We start from the raw sequence: 14,734 nt of genomic DNA, 5'->3' as shown, positions 1-14,734 counted from the left end.
GGCGTGCGTCTGTTGTGAACACACTTGCTGTGAATCTCGTCTGTCTGCCCGCGGTTTTCGGGCTTGAAAACCGCTGTAAATCAGCGGCTTTTTGGTTCGGTCCCTGTGGTGACGAATTGGTATTAATCCAGCTCTATCTTTTTGAGCCGGTACGCCAGGGCCGGGCGGGTGAGTCCTAACAGACGGGCTGCCTGAGAGACGTTGCCATCGGCTTTGTTCATCGCATGTTGAATGAGCTGGCGTTCTAACACATCAATGCTGAAGTTATCGTCCAGCTGCTTGTCTATCCAGTGGTCATCAATTGTGGTGGGTTCTTTGGGTTCAAGCTGCCCTTTGGCGTTGATGATATTCAGTGGATGGGTCGGCTCGGCCAGTGACGGGAAAAAACTCTCTAAATCGATACTCTGGTTATTTTCCGTCAAAATGATCCCCCGCTCGATCATGTTTTCCAGCTCGCGGATATTTCCCGGCCATTTGTAGTGCATCAGGGCTTGCAGCGCTTTATCGGTCACCCCGAGGGTCCGTTTATGGTACAGGGCGTGGTATTTTTCCAGAAAGTGCTCGATCAGTAGCGGAATATCCTCGCGTCGCTCACGCAGGGGCGGGATTTGGACCGGATAAACATTCAGCCGGTAATAGAGATCGGCCCGAAATCGTCCTTTTTCGACGGCGGATTTTAAATCCTCATTGGTTGCGGCCACGACACGGACATCAATGGTGCGCAGTTGATTGTCGCCGACCCGCTCCAGTTCACCTTCTTGCAAAACACGCAATAAACTCGCCTGGGCACGGGGCGAGAGCTCAATGACTTCATCGAGGAAGATTGTTCCCTGATTGGCGCGTTCGAATTTCCCTTCGCGCGAATGAGTGGCACCGGTATAAGCGCCTTTTTCGACCCCGAACAGCTCCGCTTCAATCAGATCGGGCGGAATACAGGCGCAGTTGACGGCGACAAAAGGCTGATCTTTGCGATCGCTGCTCAGGTGCAGCCCCCTGGCGACCACTTCTTTACCGACCCCGGTTTCGCCTTGTAGCAAGACCGAGACTTTGGTTTTTGAGGCTTTGGCGATGAGATGGCAGACCGACTTAAACGCCTCGGAATTACCAACAGAGTTGAGCAATAAGTCGTCATATTCAGGGTTGTGATAAATCTCTTTGAGGCTTGTCACTTGTTGCTGCAGCGCCAGAAGCTCTTCGATGATCGGGTCGGGCTGGAGGGCTTGTTCGAGCTCTGTCTGGTTCTCCCATTCTTCTGCCGGTTTCCCGACGATGTGGCAATGTTCGCTGCCACATCCGGTACATTGTGTCTCCTGATAAATGATTTTTCGACCCATGTAGTAGCTCGAAAAACCACTGGCGTAGCCGAGCAGCGTCCAGCAAATCGGCATGTCGGATTGGCCGTATTCATGAAGATGCACCTCGGCTTCATAAGAGTCGTACCAGTCAAACTCGCCGTGGAAATGGCCGGTTTCCAGATCAAAGCTCAGGTTCGTCGGCACGACTTTGGCCATGCCTTTGATGGTATGCAGTTGCGGCCCGGCCAGGAAGGCATCTTCCGTGGTAAAGTCAGGACGAATTTTATGCAGCATATCGGCATCTCTTAATCCCGAGTAATAGCCAAAACGCATCAAGAATCCGGTGGCCCTTTTTACACCTAAGGTTTCGATTAACTCTTTTCTGAGTAACCCCAGCGCAGCTGAATGGATGAGTAACATACGCTGTTCATTAAACCAGACTTTTCCGTCTTCACTGGAAAATTTAATTTGTGATATCAGGTCGTGAGGTTCTGGAAGTTGCGGGGAAGTACGAATATCCATCATAACATTGCCTTTCCTTGAATCCCGAAATCAAACGGGTGACATGATTGCTTCGCAAGTGAAATCCATGAATCACTTTTAATTAAAATAGGTGAGTAGGTGCGAATCGCAGCTAATGTTCAAACGCATTATTACCTTAATCAAATGATCTATTCCTGTCACGCCTATTTATCATTCGATAAACTTTATTAACTTTTTATTTACACTTGGCGCGCTCTCCTGCTCGTTTTTCTTTCTCAGATTTGCTCATGATTGAATTTTATTTTTGTTCATAAACAGTTGCTTATACCTGTTTTTCTCTTTTTTTGTGTGTTTAAAACCTGATGTGGCATACCCGTTGCATTAAGGGGGATACCCGCTGCGATAGGGGAGATACCCGAGCATTAGCCTGAATCAGCAAAACTAATAGGGAGGCAACATGGAGGCGTTGGAGGCAAGGATGGATGAACAACATCGTTCGGGATTTGAGCAGCTCACTAAGTATGTGAGAGTCCGAAGTCCTGACGATGCTCGATTTGTTGAATTCGACTTCGCGATTGGTGAGCCAGGCCTGTTCGTTGAACTGATCATGCCCAAAGCAGCCTTTGAGCAGTTTTGTCAGGTAAACCAAGTGACACATATGACCGACGAACAGATGGCCGCCGTCGACGCTGATATGGATAAGTGGCGTTACGGCGAAAATACGCTGATGTCGAAAAATCATAACCATGTGTCTGAACAGCAATCATGAATCAGCTGGGAATTGTTTGATGAGTATTGAAATTAAAACCGCAACACTCGATCCGGTCCGAAATACTTACGCGCATACTGAACGCCGCTTCGGTGATAAGCCTGCGACCCGTTATCAGGAGGCCAGTTACGATATTCAGTCGGAAAAGTATTTCCATTATCGCCCGCTTTGGCAGCCGGACATGGAATTAAACGACCCGCGTCGTACCGCAATTGTGATGGAAGACTGGTATGCGTTTCGGGATCCCCGCCAGTATTACTACGGCGCTTATGTTCAGCAGCGTTCCAAGATGCAGGATGCGGCGGAAAGCAATTACGCATTTTTTGAAAAGCGCAATCTCGCGGACCAACTGAGCGACGACATCAAAGCCAAAGTGATCCGTTTTCTGGTGCCGGTTCGCCATCTTGAACATACCGCGAACCTGAACAACTTGTATGGCACTTCTCTCGGCTACGGCACCGTCCTGACCCAAGCCTTGCTGTTTAACGGCATGGATCGGCTGGGTATTGCCCAGTATTTGTCTCGCATCGCCCTACTTTTGGATCACAACAGCAGTGAGGCGCTAACTGCGGCGAAATCCTACTGGATGAACGATCCCGCCTGGCAAGGAATGCGGGCATTGTGCGAAGAAACCACAGTGACAAAAGACTGGTTTGAAGTGTTCGTGGCTCAGGACATCGTGATGGATTGCCTGGTGTACGACCTGGTGTTCAATCAGTTTGATCAGTGGCTGGTGGCGCATGGCGCGCAGGATATCGGCATGTTGACAGAGTTTATGCGTGGCTGGCATGCGGACAATAGCCGCTGGGCCGACGCGGTGCTCAAAACCGCCGTAGAGGAATCTGCGCAGAATCTGTCCTTGCTGGAAACCTGGATTTCCCAGTGGAAAGCAAAGGCGATCGCTGCATTAGCGCCGGTGGCGAAAGATATGCTGGATGATGCCGAGGCGATCGACAAAGCTGTGGCGGTTCTGGATAAGCGTCTCGCGAAAGCTGGGCTGTTGAAGTAAGGGGATAAGGAATGTCCAAGGTTTATATCGCACTGCAAGATAATGATGAATCTCGCTATATCGTTGAAGCTATTGAAGAAGATAACCCGGATGTCACCGTGATACACATGCCGGCCATGATCCGTGTAGAAAAAAACGGTCGGCTGGTGGTTCGCCGGGAATCGGTTGAAGAGAAGATGGGCCGCGCTTGGGATGTGCAGGAGTTGCATCTGAACCTGATCACTCTGGGTGGCAACGTCGAAGAAGACGACGATGAACTCTCTTTACACTGGAACGAGTAAAAGGTATCTCATTATGGCTGCGAAAAAGCTCAATATTAAAGATAAGTACCGCCTGCTGACCCGCGATCTCGACTGGGAATATTCTTATCAGGATCGCAAAGCGGCGTTTCCCTACGAAGAGTTCGAAGGGATCAAAATCACCGACTGGTCCAAGTGGGAAGACCCGTTCCGTTTAACCATGGATGCCTACTGGAAATATCAGGCTGAGAAGGAAAAGAAACTCTACGCCATCTTTGACGCCTTTGCCCAGAACAATGGCCACCTCAATGTGTCGGATCCGCGATATGTGAACGCGATTAAGCTGTTTCTCTCGGCCGTGACGCCGCTTGAGTATCAAGCCTATCAGGGATTTGCACACACCGGCCGTCAGTTTGGCGGCGTAGGGGCGCGGATTGCCTGCCAGATGCAGTCGCTCGATGAGCTGCGTCATGTCCAGACTCAGATCCATGCCATGAGTCACTTCAATAAGTTCTTTGACGGCTTTCAGGACTTCAGCCACATGCACGATCGGGTGTGGTATCTGTCCGTGCCGAAGTCATTTTTCAATGACGCCCGCGCGGCTGGCCCTTTCGAGTTCATGATCGCCATCGGATTCTCGTTTGAATATGTCCTGACCAATCTGCTGTTCGTCCCCTTCATGTCCGGAGCGGCGCACAACGGCGATATGGCAACCGTGACCTTCGGCTTTTCAGCCCAGTCGGATGAAGCCCGCCATATGACCTTGGGTCTGGAAATCATCAAATTCCTGCTGGAACAGCATGAAGACAATGTGCCGATCGTCCAGAAATGGATCGACAAGTGGTTCTGGCGCGGTGCGCGCTTACTGAGCGTCGTATCGATGATGATGGACTACATGTTGCCGAACAAGGTGATGTCATGGAAAGAGGCGTGGGAAGTCTATTTCGAGGAAGCGGGCGGCGCACTGTTTAAAGATCTGGCGCGTTACGGGATCCGGATGCCGAAATACGCCGATGTGATCGAAAAAGAGAAAGAGCACCTGTCCCACCAGACCTGGTGGACCTTCTACACCCATGGTCAGGCGACCGGATTCCACACCTGGATCCCGACCGACGAAGAGCTGGACTGGTTATCCGAAAAATACCCGGAAACTTTTGATAAGTACTACCGTCCTCGCTGGGAGCTGGCGAAAGAGATGGAAGCCAAAGGCGAGCGCTTCTACACCAAGGCATTGCCGCAACTGTGCACCATCTGTCAGGTTCCGATGCTGTTTACCGACATGGATAACCCAACCCAAACGGTTTACCGCAGCAGCCAGTATGAAGGGGAGCGTTACCACTTCTGCTCCGATGGCTGTAAAGACATTTTCGATGACGAGCCGGAGAAATATGTGCAGTCCTGGCTGCCGGTCCATCAGATCTTCCAGGGCAACTGCGGTGGTCCCGACCTGACGGACGTTCTGGGTGAGTTCTACAAGATGAATCTGGGGGCGGACAATCTGGATATGAAAGGCTCACCGGATGAGCAGCGTTGGAATCAATGGAAAGGCAAAGCCTGAGTTGAAACGGATGACAAACAGGCGGGCGGTGGCATCGGCCATTGCCCCCAGATGTGAGGAAGAACCATGCCCGTTAAAGCAATCACGCCGGACTATCAAGGCGAAAAACTCGATAAGTTTGAAAACTTTCATGGCAATCAGGTCGTTTACGTCGGTTGGGATCACCACCTGATGTTTTGTGCGCCCTTTGCGTATCCGGTATCGCCCGAGATGCCGTTTCAGACCCTGCTCACCGAAGTGATGCCGGAGGCATTTGGCCTGCATCCGGAGTTTCAGGATATCGACTGGGAAAGCGCTCAATGGAAACTGGATGAAGCCGATTTCATTCCCCAGCCGCAGGTTGGATTAGCGGCTCAGGGGATCGGCCATAAATCGGTGTTGCGCTTTCACACGCCGGGTCTGAATGGCTATCAGGGCGCGGGTGTTTAAGGAGGTCAGGATGACATATGAAGTGACGGTTGAGCCAACGGGCGATGTCATTGAAGTTGAAGAGGGGCAGACGATTCTGGATGCTGCCCAGCGGCAGGGGGTCTGGTTGCCTTTTGCTTGCGGCCACGGCACCTGCGGTACGTGCAAGATCACGGTCACCGAAGGAGATGTCGATGTCGGGGAGGCGTCTTCGTTCGCGCTGATGGATATTGAGCGAGACGAAGGCGTGGTTCTGGCCTGCTGCGCCATCCCGGAGTCGGATCTCACCATTGAAGCGGATGTGGATGTCGACCCGGATTTCCTCGGCCATCCTGTTCAGGATTATCAAGGCGTGGTCACCGACATTCGCGACCTGTCGCCGACTATTAAGGGGCTGGTCCTGCAATTGGATGATGACATTGCCTTTCAGGCCGGTCAGTACGTCAACCTGCATATTCCCGGGGTTGAAGGGACCCGCGCGTTCTCGATTGCGAGCAAGCCGTCGGAACATCGTGCGCTGGAATTGCATGTCCGTCTGGTGCCCGGTGGCGCGGCGACCACCTACATCCATGAGCAACTGGCAGTCGGGGATACCCTGAAGGTCTCCGGACCTTATGGCCAGTTCTTTACCCGGAAGTCGGATGCCAGAGATGTCATTTTCATCGCCGGTGGCTCGGGGCTGTCCAGCCCGCAGTCGATGATCCTGGACCTGCTGGAGGCCGGCGATCCACGCCAGATTTACTTGTTTCAGGGCGCACGCAATGTCTCTGAACTCTATCACCGGGAGCTGTTCGAGCAGCTGGCACAACAACATGCCAATTTCTTCTATATCCCGGCTTTGAATGAGCCTGAAGACAGTGATGACTGGCAGGGCTTTCAGGGGTTTGTGCATGAAGCTGCACAGGACTATTTCGACAATAAATTCAATGGTTATAAGGCCTACTTGTGTGGTCCGCCGCCCATGATTGATGCGGCCGTGACGGCACTGATTCAGGGCCGGTTGTTCGAGCGCGATATCCATATGGAACGCTTTGTCACGGCTGCCGATGGTGCGAATGAGCAAACACGTTCGGCGCTGTTCAAACGCATTTAATCGGGGAGGCACCCATGGCAACAGAGGCATCGGGTCCTGACGCGACGACATACCGTATTTCTGTGGTGAACCGAAACCAGCAATACAGCTGCCGCCCGGATGACACGCTTCTGGCGGGCATGGAGTTGAAAGGTGCCCGGTGCATTCACGTCGGGTGTCGGAGCGGCGGGTGCGGGATGTGCAAAATCCGGATTATTGCCGGTGAATTTGAAAGCAAGCGCATGAGTCGTTTGCACGTCACGGAAGCTGAAGCGCAACAAGGATTTGCCCTGTCATGCCGGGTGTTGCCGCGCAGCGATATGGTCATCGAGTCGGATCATTTTAAACCGACTCAATAACGTGAAATCAGCAAATAACAAGGATAGTACGATGAAAAAAGGTGTTATTCGCCCGGGGCATGTCCAGCTCCGTGTATTAGACATGCATGAAGCATTGAATCACTACCGCGATCTGCTGGGCCTGATTGAGGTGGAAACGGACAGTCAGGGCCGGGTGTACCTGAAGGGCTGGACTGAAGTCGATAAATTCTCCGTGGTGCTGCGCGAAGCTGACGCACCGGGCATGGACTTCATGGGCTTTAAGGTGATGAGTAACGCGGTGCTGGATCAGTTGCAACAAGCGCTGGTGGCATACGGCTGCCCGGTGGAAGAAATCCCGGCCGGCGAGCTGAATGGTTGCGGTCGCCGGGTTCGCTTTGAAGCACCGACCGGGCATTTGTTTGAGTTGTATGCCGAGAAAGAAAACACCGGCAAATGGGGCGTATCGCAGGTGAATCCGGAAGCATGGCCCCAGGATCTGAAAGGCATGAAAGCCAAGCGGTTTGATCATTGCCTGCTGTATGGCCCGAATATCGAAGGAACCTGTGCACTGTTTCAGGAGGTACTGGGATTTGATCTGGCAGAGCAGGTGGTGGATCCGGAAGGTAATAAAGCCGGTGCTTTTATTACCGCCAGCATGAAGGCCCATGATGTGGCGTTTATTGAATGTCCGGACAAGGGCAAATTCCACCATGCTTCTTTCTTCCTCGAAACCTGGGAAGAGGTGTTGCGCGCTGCGGATCTGATCTCCATGACCAATACTTCACTGGATATCGGGCCGACCCGTCATGGTCTGACGCACGGCAAAACCATCTATTTCTTCGACCCTTCCGGGAACCGCACTGAAGTGTTCTGCGGCGGCGATTACCACTACCCGGATCACGAGCCGGTCACCTGGACGACCGAGCAACTGGGCAAGGCGATTTTCTACCACGATCGCCAGCTGAACGAACGGTTCCTGACCGCACTCACCTGATTCAATGATTGACTGATTTTCAGTGCTGGCCTGAGTCAGCACAGGGAGAGTTATGCCTGCTGAACAGGGTATGGCGGCCCATGCCCTTAAACAGAGAGAACGACATGAAAGAGTTTAAGAACTTTATTAACGGTGAATTTGTCACCACGGCGAGCGGTAAACAGTTTGAAAACCGCAATCCCGTGGATAACAGCCTGATCGGTCTGGTGCACGAAGCCGGTGAACCGGAAGTGGCTGCGGCTGTGGCTGCGGCCCAGGCCGCGATGAAGGGGCCGTGGGGCAAGATGTCACAGGCAGAGCGGATCAAATTGTTAGACCGGGTTGCCGCCCGGATCAATGAGCGATTTGACGAGTTTCTGGATGCGGAGTGTAAAGATACCGGCAAACCCCGCTCGATTGCCTCACATATTGATATTCCCCGTGGCGCGGCCAATTTCAAAGCCTTCTCGGAAACGCTGGCCAACCATCCGACCGAAGCGTTCAAGCTCGATACCCCGGACGGCCAAGGGGCGCTGAACTATGGCCATCGTCAACCGAAAGGGGTGATCGCCGTCATTTGTCCCTGGAACCTCCCGCTGCTGCTGATGACCTGGAAAGTCGGCCCGGCGCTCGCTTGCGGCAATACCGTGGTGGTCAAGCCATCGGAAGAAACACCGGCGACGGCAACCTTGCTGGGTGAAGTCATGAACGAGTGTGGTGTACCGGCAGGCGTGTACAACGTGGTCCATGGCTTCGGTCCGGACTCTGCGGGGGCATTTCTGACCACCCATCCGGATATCGATGCCATCACCTTTACCGGTGAAACTCGCACTGGTGAAGTGATTATGCGGGCCGCTTCGGTGGGTTTGCGCAATATCTCACTTGAATGCGGTGGCAAGAACCCGGGCATCGTCTTTGCCGACTGCGATCTCGACAAAGCCATTGAAGGCACCATGCGTTCGGCCTTTGTGAACTGTGGTCAGGTTTGTCTGGGAACCGAGCGGGTCTATGTCGAACGTCCGATTTTCAATGAATTTGTCCAGCGTCTGAAAGCAGGCGTCGAACAATTGAAGCTGGGGCGTCCGGAAGATGCCGGGGTCGATTTCGGACCCTTGGTCAGTCAAGAGCACAAAGAAAAAGTGCTCTCTTACTACAGCCTGGCGGTTGAAGAGGGGGCCAATGTGGTGATCGGCGGCGGCGTGCCGGAGATGGGACCGGAACTCAACGAGGGTGCATGGGTCGAGCCGACTATCTGGACCGGGCTGGCTGACGATGCCCGTGTGGTCACCGAGGAGATTTTCGGCCCGTGCTGCCATATCCGTCCGTTTGATACCGAAGAAGAAGTGATCGCACTGGCGAACAACACCAAATATGGCCTGTCAGCGACGGTGTGGACCGAGAATACGTCCCGTGCCTGCCGGGTTGCAGAGTCATTGGAGGTGGGTATTGCCTGGGTCAACAGCTGGTTCCTGCGCGACCTGCGTACCGCTTTCGGCGGGGCCAAAGAGTCCGGTATCGGGCGCGAAGGCGGGGTGCATGGGCTGGAATTCTATACCGAACTGAAAAATGTCTGCATCAAGCTGTGAGCACTCTCTTATTCCGTAGGCGCCCTGATGGCGTGGCTGCGGAATGGGGATGAAATTCAGCGTTTTTCAGCACGCCCTGCGATAAAGCGTTTTGTCGCGGGTGTGCTGTGACTAAAGGAAGAGCGAAACAATGATGAATCAGGAACAAATTATTCAGTGTGGCGACGAGTTATATAAAGCGTTAACCCAACGCCACACGTTGCGTCCGCTGACCGAGCGTTTTGACGGGATCACGATTGAAGAGGCCTATCACATTTCCCTGCGGATGATGGATCGCCGTGTCGCAGCAGGGGAAACCGTCATCGGCAAGAAAATAGGTGTGACCTCCAAGGCCGTTCAGAACATGTTGAATGTGTACCAGCCTGACTTCGGCTATTTGACGGACAAGATGGCCTATAGCCAGGGTCAGGAAATGCCGATCAGCGAGCAGCTGATCCAGCCGAAAGCCGAAGGTGAAATAGCCTTCATCCTGAAAAAAGATCTCATGGGTCCCGGCGTGACGAATGCTGATGTGCTGGCAGCGACCGATTGCGTGATCCCGTGCTTTGAGGTGGTGGATTCGCGGATCGAAAACTGGCAAATCAAAATTCAGGACACCATCGCAGATAACGCTTCTTGTGGCCTGTTTATTCTCGGCGATAAGGCCGTTGACCCACGCAAAGTTGACCTGATGACCTGCGGCATGGTGGTCGAGAAAAACGGCTCGGTCATTTCAACCGGGGCTGGTGCTGCGGCGCTGGGAAGTCCGGTTAATTGCGTGGCCTGGCTGGCCAATACGTTGGGGACGTTCGGGATCCCGCTTAAAGCCGGTGAAGTGATTTTGTCCGGTTCTCTGGTGCCGCTGGAGCCTGTGCAAGCCGGCGATTTCATGAGTGTCAGCATCGGTGGTATTGGTTCGGCATCGGTCCGTTTTGTGTAGAAGGTGATGAACAATGAGCAAAAAGCTGAAAGCAGCGATTATCGGACCGGGCAATATCGGGACCGACTTGTTAATGAAGATGCTGCGCTCTGAATGGGTTGAGCCGGTCTGGATGGTCGGGATTGACCCGGAATCTGATGGGCTCAAACGTGCGCAGGAGATGGGGATCAAAACCACGGCTGAAGGTGTGGATGGGCTGCTCCCGCATGTGATTGACGATGATATCCGCATCGCCTTTGATGCAACGTCTGCCTACGTTCATGCGGAAAATAGCCGTAAATTGAATGAACTGGGCGTGATCATGGTCGACTTAACCCCCGCAGCGATTGGACCGTACTGTATTCCGCCGGTGAATCTGGTCCAGCACGCGAAAGAGCTGGAAATGAACGTCAACATGGTGACCTGCGGCGGGCAGGCGACGATTCCGATGGTCGCAGCCGTGTCTCAGGTTCAGGCGGTGGAATATGGCGAAATCATCGCCACCGTATCTTCCCGCTCAGTCGGACCCGGCACCCGCAAGAACATTGATGAGTTTACCCGAACCACGGCCAATGCGGTGGAGAAGGTCGGCGGTGCCGAGACCGGCAAGGCCATCATTATTATTAACCCGGCCGAGCCGCCGTTGATGATGCGTGACACTGTTCACTGCTTGACCAAGGAAGCGCCGAATCAAGAAGCGATTACGGCATCTGTTCACCAGATGGTGAAAGAAGTGCAGAAATATGTGCCGGGCTATCGTCTGGTCAATGGCCCGGTGTTTGACGGCAACCGTGTCTCAGTTTTCCTGGAAGTGGAAGGCTTGGGCGACTATCTGCCGAAGTATTCCGGCAATCTGGACATTATGACCGCGGCGGGTTTACGCACGGCGGAGATGTTTGCCGAAGAAGCGTACAACGATGCTATTTCGTTACCGAGTCGCGCTTAAGTTGAGGAATCAAGAATGAATTTGGAAGGGAAAAAAGTCGTTCTCCACGACATGAGTCTGCGTGACGGGATGCACGCCAAACGCCATCAGATTTCGCTTGAACAGATGGTTAATATTGCGACCGGGCTGGATGACGCCGGAGTGCCGCTGATTGAAGTCACGCATGGTGACGGGCTGGGAGGCGCGTCGGTGAATTACGGTTTTCCGGCGCATTCGGATGAAGCCTACCTCGATGCGGTCGTGCCAAAAATGAAACATGCCAAAGTATCGGCACTGCTGTTGCCGGGCATTGGTACAGTGGATCACTTGCGGATGGCGAAGGATTTGGGCGTGAGCACGATTCGTGTGGCGACCCACTGTACAGAAGCCGATGTCAGTGAGCAGCATATTGGTCTGGCCGCCAAGCTGGGGATGGATACCGTGGGATTCCTGATGATGGCGCATATGGCCTCGCCGGAGCAAATTCTGGAGCAGGCGAAACTGATGGAATCGTATGGTGCGAACTGTATCTATTGCACTGACTCGGCGGGTTACATGCTGCCGGAGGAAGTCAGCCAGAAAATTGGCTTGTTGCGCGCAGAGCTGAACCCGGGGACCGAAATCGGTTTTCATGGTCATCACAATATGGGGATGGCGATTGCAAACTCCCTTGCTGCAGTTGAAGCCGGTGCCCTGCGAATCGATGGTTCTGCTGCGGGCCTTGGTGCGGGCGCGGGTAACACACCGCTGGAAGTCTTTGTGGCTGTACTGGAGCGGATGCATGCCGTTCACGGCGTTGATCTCTACAAGATCATGGATGTGGCCGAAGATCGGGTGGTGCCGATGATGGAGCAGCCGATTCGGGTCGATCGTGATGCGTTGACGTTGGGCTATGCCGGCGTTTACAGCTCGTTTTTGTTGTTTGCCAAGCGTGCAGAGGCCAAGTACGGCATCGCTGCCCGCGACCTGCTGGTTGAGCTGGGCCGTCGCGGTACGGTCGGCGGACAGGAAGACATGATTGAGGATTTGGCATTAACCCTGGCGAAAGAAAAAGGATTGATCTGATGGGAAATCTAACACAGCAACAAATCAGTGAATTGGCACATCATCTGGAAAATGCCGAATTGGGCGCCTACGAGGTGACTAAGATCACCAATGATTTTCCGGAGATGACTTACGACGATGCATTTGATATCCAGTGGGAAATCCGTCGCCGCAAAGAGCAACGGGGCCATAAGATTGTCGGCATGAAAATGGGGCTGACCTCCTGGGCGAAGATGTCCCAGATGGGCGTCGAACACCCTTGTTACGGATTTCTGGCGGACTACTTTTCCGTTCCGGAAGGCGGGGAGATCCAGCATGATCAGCTCATCCATCCCAAAATTGAAGCCGAGCTGGCCTTTGTCACCAAAGCGCCGCTGAAAGGGCCGGGAGTCCATATCGGTGATGTGCTGCGGGCGACGGATTTCGTCATGCCTGCGGTGGAGGTGATTGATTCCCGGTATCAGGATTTCAAATTCGATCTGAAAAGTGTGATTGCCGATAACTCTTCCTCTTCACGGTTTGTCACTGGTGGCCGGATGGCAGATCCAGCAGAGCTGGATCTCAAAACGCTGGGGGTGGTGATGGAAGTGAATGGCGAAGTTGTCGAAGTGGGTGCCGGGGCGGCGGTTCTGGGACATCCGGCTGCGTCGGTGGCAATGCTGGCCAATATGCTGGGTGAACGTGGCGAGGAGCTGCCGGCGGGCTCATTTATTATGATTGGGGCGATCACTGCGGCGGTGCACGTGAACAAAGGGGATGCTTTCTGTGTGCATTACCAGGGACTCGGTTCGATTTCAGGCAAGTTTGTCTAATTTCGCAAGCGTTGATAAGGATTAACAGGATGCCAATTGTACAGGTCAATATGATGGAAGGGCGCACGGATGCGCAGAAAGAGAAGCTGATCCGTAATGTCACCACGGCCATTATGGAATCGTTAGATGCGCCTGAGCAGAGCGTGCGGGTTTTGATCAATGAAATGCCGAAAATTCATTTCGGTATTGGTGGTCAATCGGCTCAGAAACTCGGACGTTAGTTTACGGATGTAACCCCCGGTGTCGGGTCATGATCAACAGGGCAGGGCTGCAAGTCATGCCCTGTTGTTATTTGGGCTTTCAAGATGCATTGCCATGCTTATCCACCGTTTTTGTGAATATCTATCGTCAGGCCACGGTTTTCGGGTCGGTATAACTTTTTCGGGTCGGTATGGCTTGCTTTAGATCGGTCTATCTTTTGTGTCGGTATATTTTTTTGGGGTCGGAACAGCTTTCTTCGGGGTGGGGGAACTGTCGCGGAAGGGGCCCCTGTGGATCATCATCCGTGCCGACGCCGTTGGCGTAATATTGTGTAATTTCTCTTTTAAGCCATTTTGCTACATTGCCGTATCTGAGTGGTCGGGTGCTTGCGCAACGGCACGCTGTGTTGAGGCTGGATAACGAATGTTGCGAAGGACATCGTTGATGGCAGCGCTGTATCCAATTTAACGCAATCAAAGGGACGTATGATGATGTCAAGTAGTATCGCAGGTCTATCCAGTCCGGTTTATCAGTATCAAAGGACTTTGGCTTATACCCTGGGTCAGTCTGCCAATGTTCTGGTCTCGAAGGTGGATCATCAACAAGCCGTGAATGTGGTTGCCGCCACGTCCGATATGGCCAAAGCGATCGCCCAGGTGATCAAGCTGGAGCTGCAGCTGGGCAGTTTCAAGGTGAAAGTACGGGTGAAAGATCTGGACGGCAATACCTACGAACCCGAGCAGGGGGATTTGGGTACAGAGCTGTTCGTCGAGCTGGCGCGGATTGCGTTGGTCAATAACCCATTGATCCAGAGTGTATCAACGATTATCGATTTTTCCGGGAATAAAGTGCCGGGGATCGCGGTGGTCCCGACGGCCATTCAATTCTGGAATGACAACCTGGCCAACCCATCGTCATTTACGACGTTGCTGGCATCGGATGGCTTTGAGCTGGTCTTGCGTGAAGCGTTCAACGTGTATAACCAGGGAAAAGATATCGGAAATATGTAATCGCTGTTCCCGAAGATGCAATTGACCCGAACGATCTTAGGGATTCTGTCCTCGTCGAGTGGTCTGAATGAACGCCGCTGTTGCGGCGTTGACTATTCTTTGTTCTCTGTTTCAGAAAGACTTCCTGCCGCG

16 protein-coding genes are annotated in these 14,734 nt (G+C 53.2%); 15 read left to right on the top strand and 1 reads right to left on the bottom strand.

Features of this window, described 5'->3' with window-relative positions; all coding sequences use genetic code 11:
- Window positions 1-122: 122 nt before the first annotated feature.
- Window positions 123-1,817 carry a sigma-54-dependent Fis family transcriptional regulator gene (locus NH461_RS21230; protein WP_261604601.1) on the bottom strand — a complete coding sequence of 565 codons (1,695 nt, stop codon included), beginning with the start codon at window positions 1,815-1,817 and terminating at the stop codon, window positions 123-125.
- 439 nt (window positions 1,818-2,256) lie between these two features.
- On the opposite strand from NH461_RS21230, the gene NH461_RS21225 reads away from it, so the two are divergent.
- The 15 genes from NH461_RS21225 to NH461_RS21155 all read left to right on the top strand — a co-directional run bounded on the left by NH461_RS21225 (window position 2,257) and on the right by NH461_RS21155 (window position 14,602).
- A complete protein-coding gene (locus tag NH461_RS21225; protein WP_261602962.1) occupies window positions 2,257-2,547 on the top strand; it encodes a phenol hydroxylase subunit in 291 nt (96 codons plus the stop codon).
- Window positions 2,548-2,566: 19 nt separating this feature from the next.
- Window positions 2,567-3,556 carry an aromatic/alkene monooxygenase hydroxylase subunit beta gene (locus NH461_RS21220; protein WP_261602961.1) on the top strand — a complete coding sequence of 330 codons (990 nt, stop codon included), beginning with the start codon at window positions 2,567-2,569 and terminating at the stop codon, window positions 3,554-3,556.
- 11 nt (window positions 3,557-3,567) lie between these two features.
- Entirely contained in the window at window positions 3,568-3,837 is a 270-nt protein-coding gene (locus tag NH461_RS21215; protein ID WP_261602960.1) for an MmoB/DmpM family protein, read from the top strand.
- Between the two features lie 13 nt (window positions 3,838-3,850).
- A complete protein-coding gene (locus tag NH461_RS21210; RefSeq protein ID WP_261602959.1) occupies window positions 3,851-5,353 on the top strand; it encodes an aromatic/alkene/methane monooxygenase hydroxylase/oxygenase subunit alpha in 1,503 nt (500 codons plus the stop codon).
- Window positions 5,354-5,419: 66 nt separating this feature from the next.
- Entirely contained in the window at window positions 5,420-5,782 is a 363-nt protein-coding gene (locus tag NH461_RS21205; protein WP_261602958.1) for a phenol hydroxylase subunit P4, read from the top strand.
- A gap of 10 nt (window positions 5,783-5,792) precedes the next feature.
- On the top strand, window positions 5,793-6,854 hold the full coding sequence (locus tag NH461_RS21200; RefSeq protein ID WP_261602957.1) for an NADH:ubiquinone reductase (Na(+)-transporting) subunit F: 1,062 nt from the start codon (window positions 5,793-5,795) through the stop codon (window positions 6,852-6,854).
- A 14-nt stretch (window positions 6,855-6,868) separates the two neighbouring features.
- Window positions 6,869-7,192 (top strand): 2Fe-2S iron-sulfur cluster binding domain-containing protein, encoded by a 324-nt coding sequence (locus tag NH461_RS21195; RefSeq protein WP_261602956.1) that lies wholly within the window; start codon window positions 6,869-6,871, stop codon window positions 7,190-7,192.
- A 31-nt stretch (window positions 7,193-7,223) separates the two neighbouring features.
- Window positions 7,224-8,147, top strand: coding sequence for a catechol 2,3-dioxygenase (locus NH461_RS21190; protein WP_261602955.1), 924 nt, complete (start codon window positions 7,224-7,226; stop codon window positions 8,145-8,147).
- Between the two features lie 104 nt (window positions 8,148-8,251).
- Window positions 8,252-9,712: a 2-hydroxymuconic semialdehyde dehydrogenase gene (locus tag NH461_RS21185; RefSeq protein ID WP_261602954.1), complete on the top strand. Its 1,461-nt coding sequence runs from the start codon at window positions 8,252-8,254 to the stop codon at window positions 9,710-9,712.
- Window positions 9,713-9,845: 133 nt separating this feature from the next.
- On the top strand, window positions 9,846-10,631 hold the full coding sequence (dmpE, locus tag NH461_RS21180; protein ID WP_261604600.1) for a 2-oxopent-4-enoate hydratase: 786 nt from the start codon (window positions 9,846-9,848) through the stop codon (window positions 10,629-10,631).
- Window positions 10,632-10,644: 13 nt separating this feature from the next.
- Window positions 10,645-11,556 (top strand): acetaldehyde dehydrogenase (acetylating), encoded by a 912-nt coding sequence (locus tag NH461_RS21175; RefSeq protein WP_261602953.1) that lies wholly within the window; start codon window positions 10,645-10,647, stop codon window positions 11,554-11,556.
- Between the two features lie 15 nt (window positions 11,557-11,571).
- The gene (dmpG, locus tag NH461_RS21170) at window positions 11,572-12,600 is read left to right on the top strand and encodes a 4-hydroxy-2-oxovalerate aldolase (RefSeq protein ID WP_261602952.1); all 1,029 of its coding nucleotides are present in this window, start codon (window positions 11,572-11,574) and stop codon (window positions 12,598-12,600) included.
- Complete coding sequence (gene dmpH, locus NH461_RS21165; RefSeq protein ID WP_261602951.1) at window positions 12,600-13,391, top strand: 2-oxo-3-hexenedioate decarboxylase; 792 nt, start codon at window positions 12,600-12,602, stop codon at window positions 13,389-13,391. The genes dmpG and dmpH overlap by 1 nt, the downstream gene beginning before the upstream one ends.
- Window positions 13,392-13,420: 29 nt before the next feature.
- Window positions 13,421-13,612: a 2-hydroxymuconate tautomerase gene (locus tag NH461_RS21160; protein ID WP_261602950.1), complete on the top strand. Its 192-nt coding sequence runs from the start codon at window positions 13,421-13,423 to the stop codon at window positions 13,610-13,612.
- A gap of 465 nt (window positions 13,613-14,077) precedes the next feature.
- Window positions 14,078-14,602 carry a hypothetical protein gene (locus tag NH461_RS21155; RefSeq protein WP_261602949.1) on the top strand — a complete coding sequence of 175 codons (525 nt, stop codon included), beginning with the start codon at window positions 14,078-14,080 and terminating at the stop codon, window positions 14,600-14,602.
- Window positions 14,603-14,734: the final 132 nt, after the last annotated feature.

Source organism: Photobacterium sp. TY1-4 (genome assembly GCF_025398175.1).
Lineage (GTDB): Bacteria > Pseudomonadota > Gammaproteobacteria > Enterobacterales > Vibrionaceae > Photobacterium.
This window is presented reverse-complemented; position numbering and strand designations above follow the sequence as displayed.

Coding starts and splice junctions, on each gene's coding strand:
- NH461_RS21230 (WP_261604601.1), bottom strand. CDS start 1,817: ATGGATATTCGTACTTCCCCGCAACTTCCAGAACCTCACGACCTGATA.
- NH461_RS21220 (WP_261602961.1), top strand. CDS start 2,567: ATGAGTATTGAAATTAAAACCGCAACACTCGATCCGGTCCGAAATACT.
- dmpG (WP_261602952.1), top strand. CDS start 11,572: ATGAATTTGGAAGGGAAAAAAGTCGTTCTCCACGACATGAGTCTGCGT.
- NH461_RS21225 (WP_261602962.1), top strand. CDS start 2,257: ATGGATGAACAACATCGTTCGGGATTTGAGCAGCTCACTAAGTATGTG.
- NH461_RS21195 (WP_261602956.1), top strand. CDS start 6,869: ATGGCAACAGAGGCATCGGGTCCTGACGCGACGACATACCGTATTTCT.
- NH461_RS21185 (WP_261602954.1), top strand. CDS start 8,252: ATGAAAGAGTTTAAGAACTTTATTAACGGTGAATTTGTCACCACGGCG.
- NH461_RS21175 (WP_261602953.1), top strand. CDS start 10,645: ATGAGCAAAAAGCTGAAAGCAGCGATTATCGGACCGGGCAATATCGGG.
- dmpE (WP_261604600.1), top strand. CDS start 9,846: ATGAATCAGGAACAAATTATTCAGTGTGGCGACGAGTTATATAAAGCG.
- NH461_RS21190 (WP_261602955.1), top strand. CDS start 7,224: ATGAAAAAAGGTGTTATTCGCCCGGGGCATGTCCAGCTCCGTGTATTA.
- NH461_RS21205 (WP_261602958.1), top strand. CDS start 5,420: ATGCCCGTTAAAGCAATCACGCCGGACTATCAAGGCGAAAAACTCGAT.
- NH461_RS21200 (WP_261602957.1), top strand. CDS start 5,793: ATGACATATGAAGTGACGGTTGAGCCAACGGGCGATGTCATTGAAGTT.
- NH461_RS21210 (WP_261602959.1), top strand. CDS start 3,851: ATGGCTGCGAAAAAGCTCAATATTAAAGATAAGTACCGCCTGCTGACC.
- NH461_RS21155 (WP_261602949.1), top strand. CDS start 14,078: ATGATGATGTCAAGTAGTATCGCAGGTCTATCCAGTCCGGTTTATCAG.
- dmpH (WP_261602951.1), top strand. CDS start 12,600: ATGGGAAATCTAACACAGCAACAAATCAGTGAATTGGCACATCATCTG.
- NH461_RS21160 (WP_261602950.1), top strand. CDS start 13,421: ATGCCAATTGTACAGGTCAATATGATGGAAGGGCGCACGGATGCGCAG.
- NH461_RS21215 (WP_261602960.1), top strand. CDS start 3,568: ATGTCCAAGGTTTATATCGCACTGCAAGATAATGATGAATCTCGCTAT.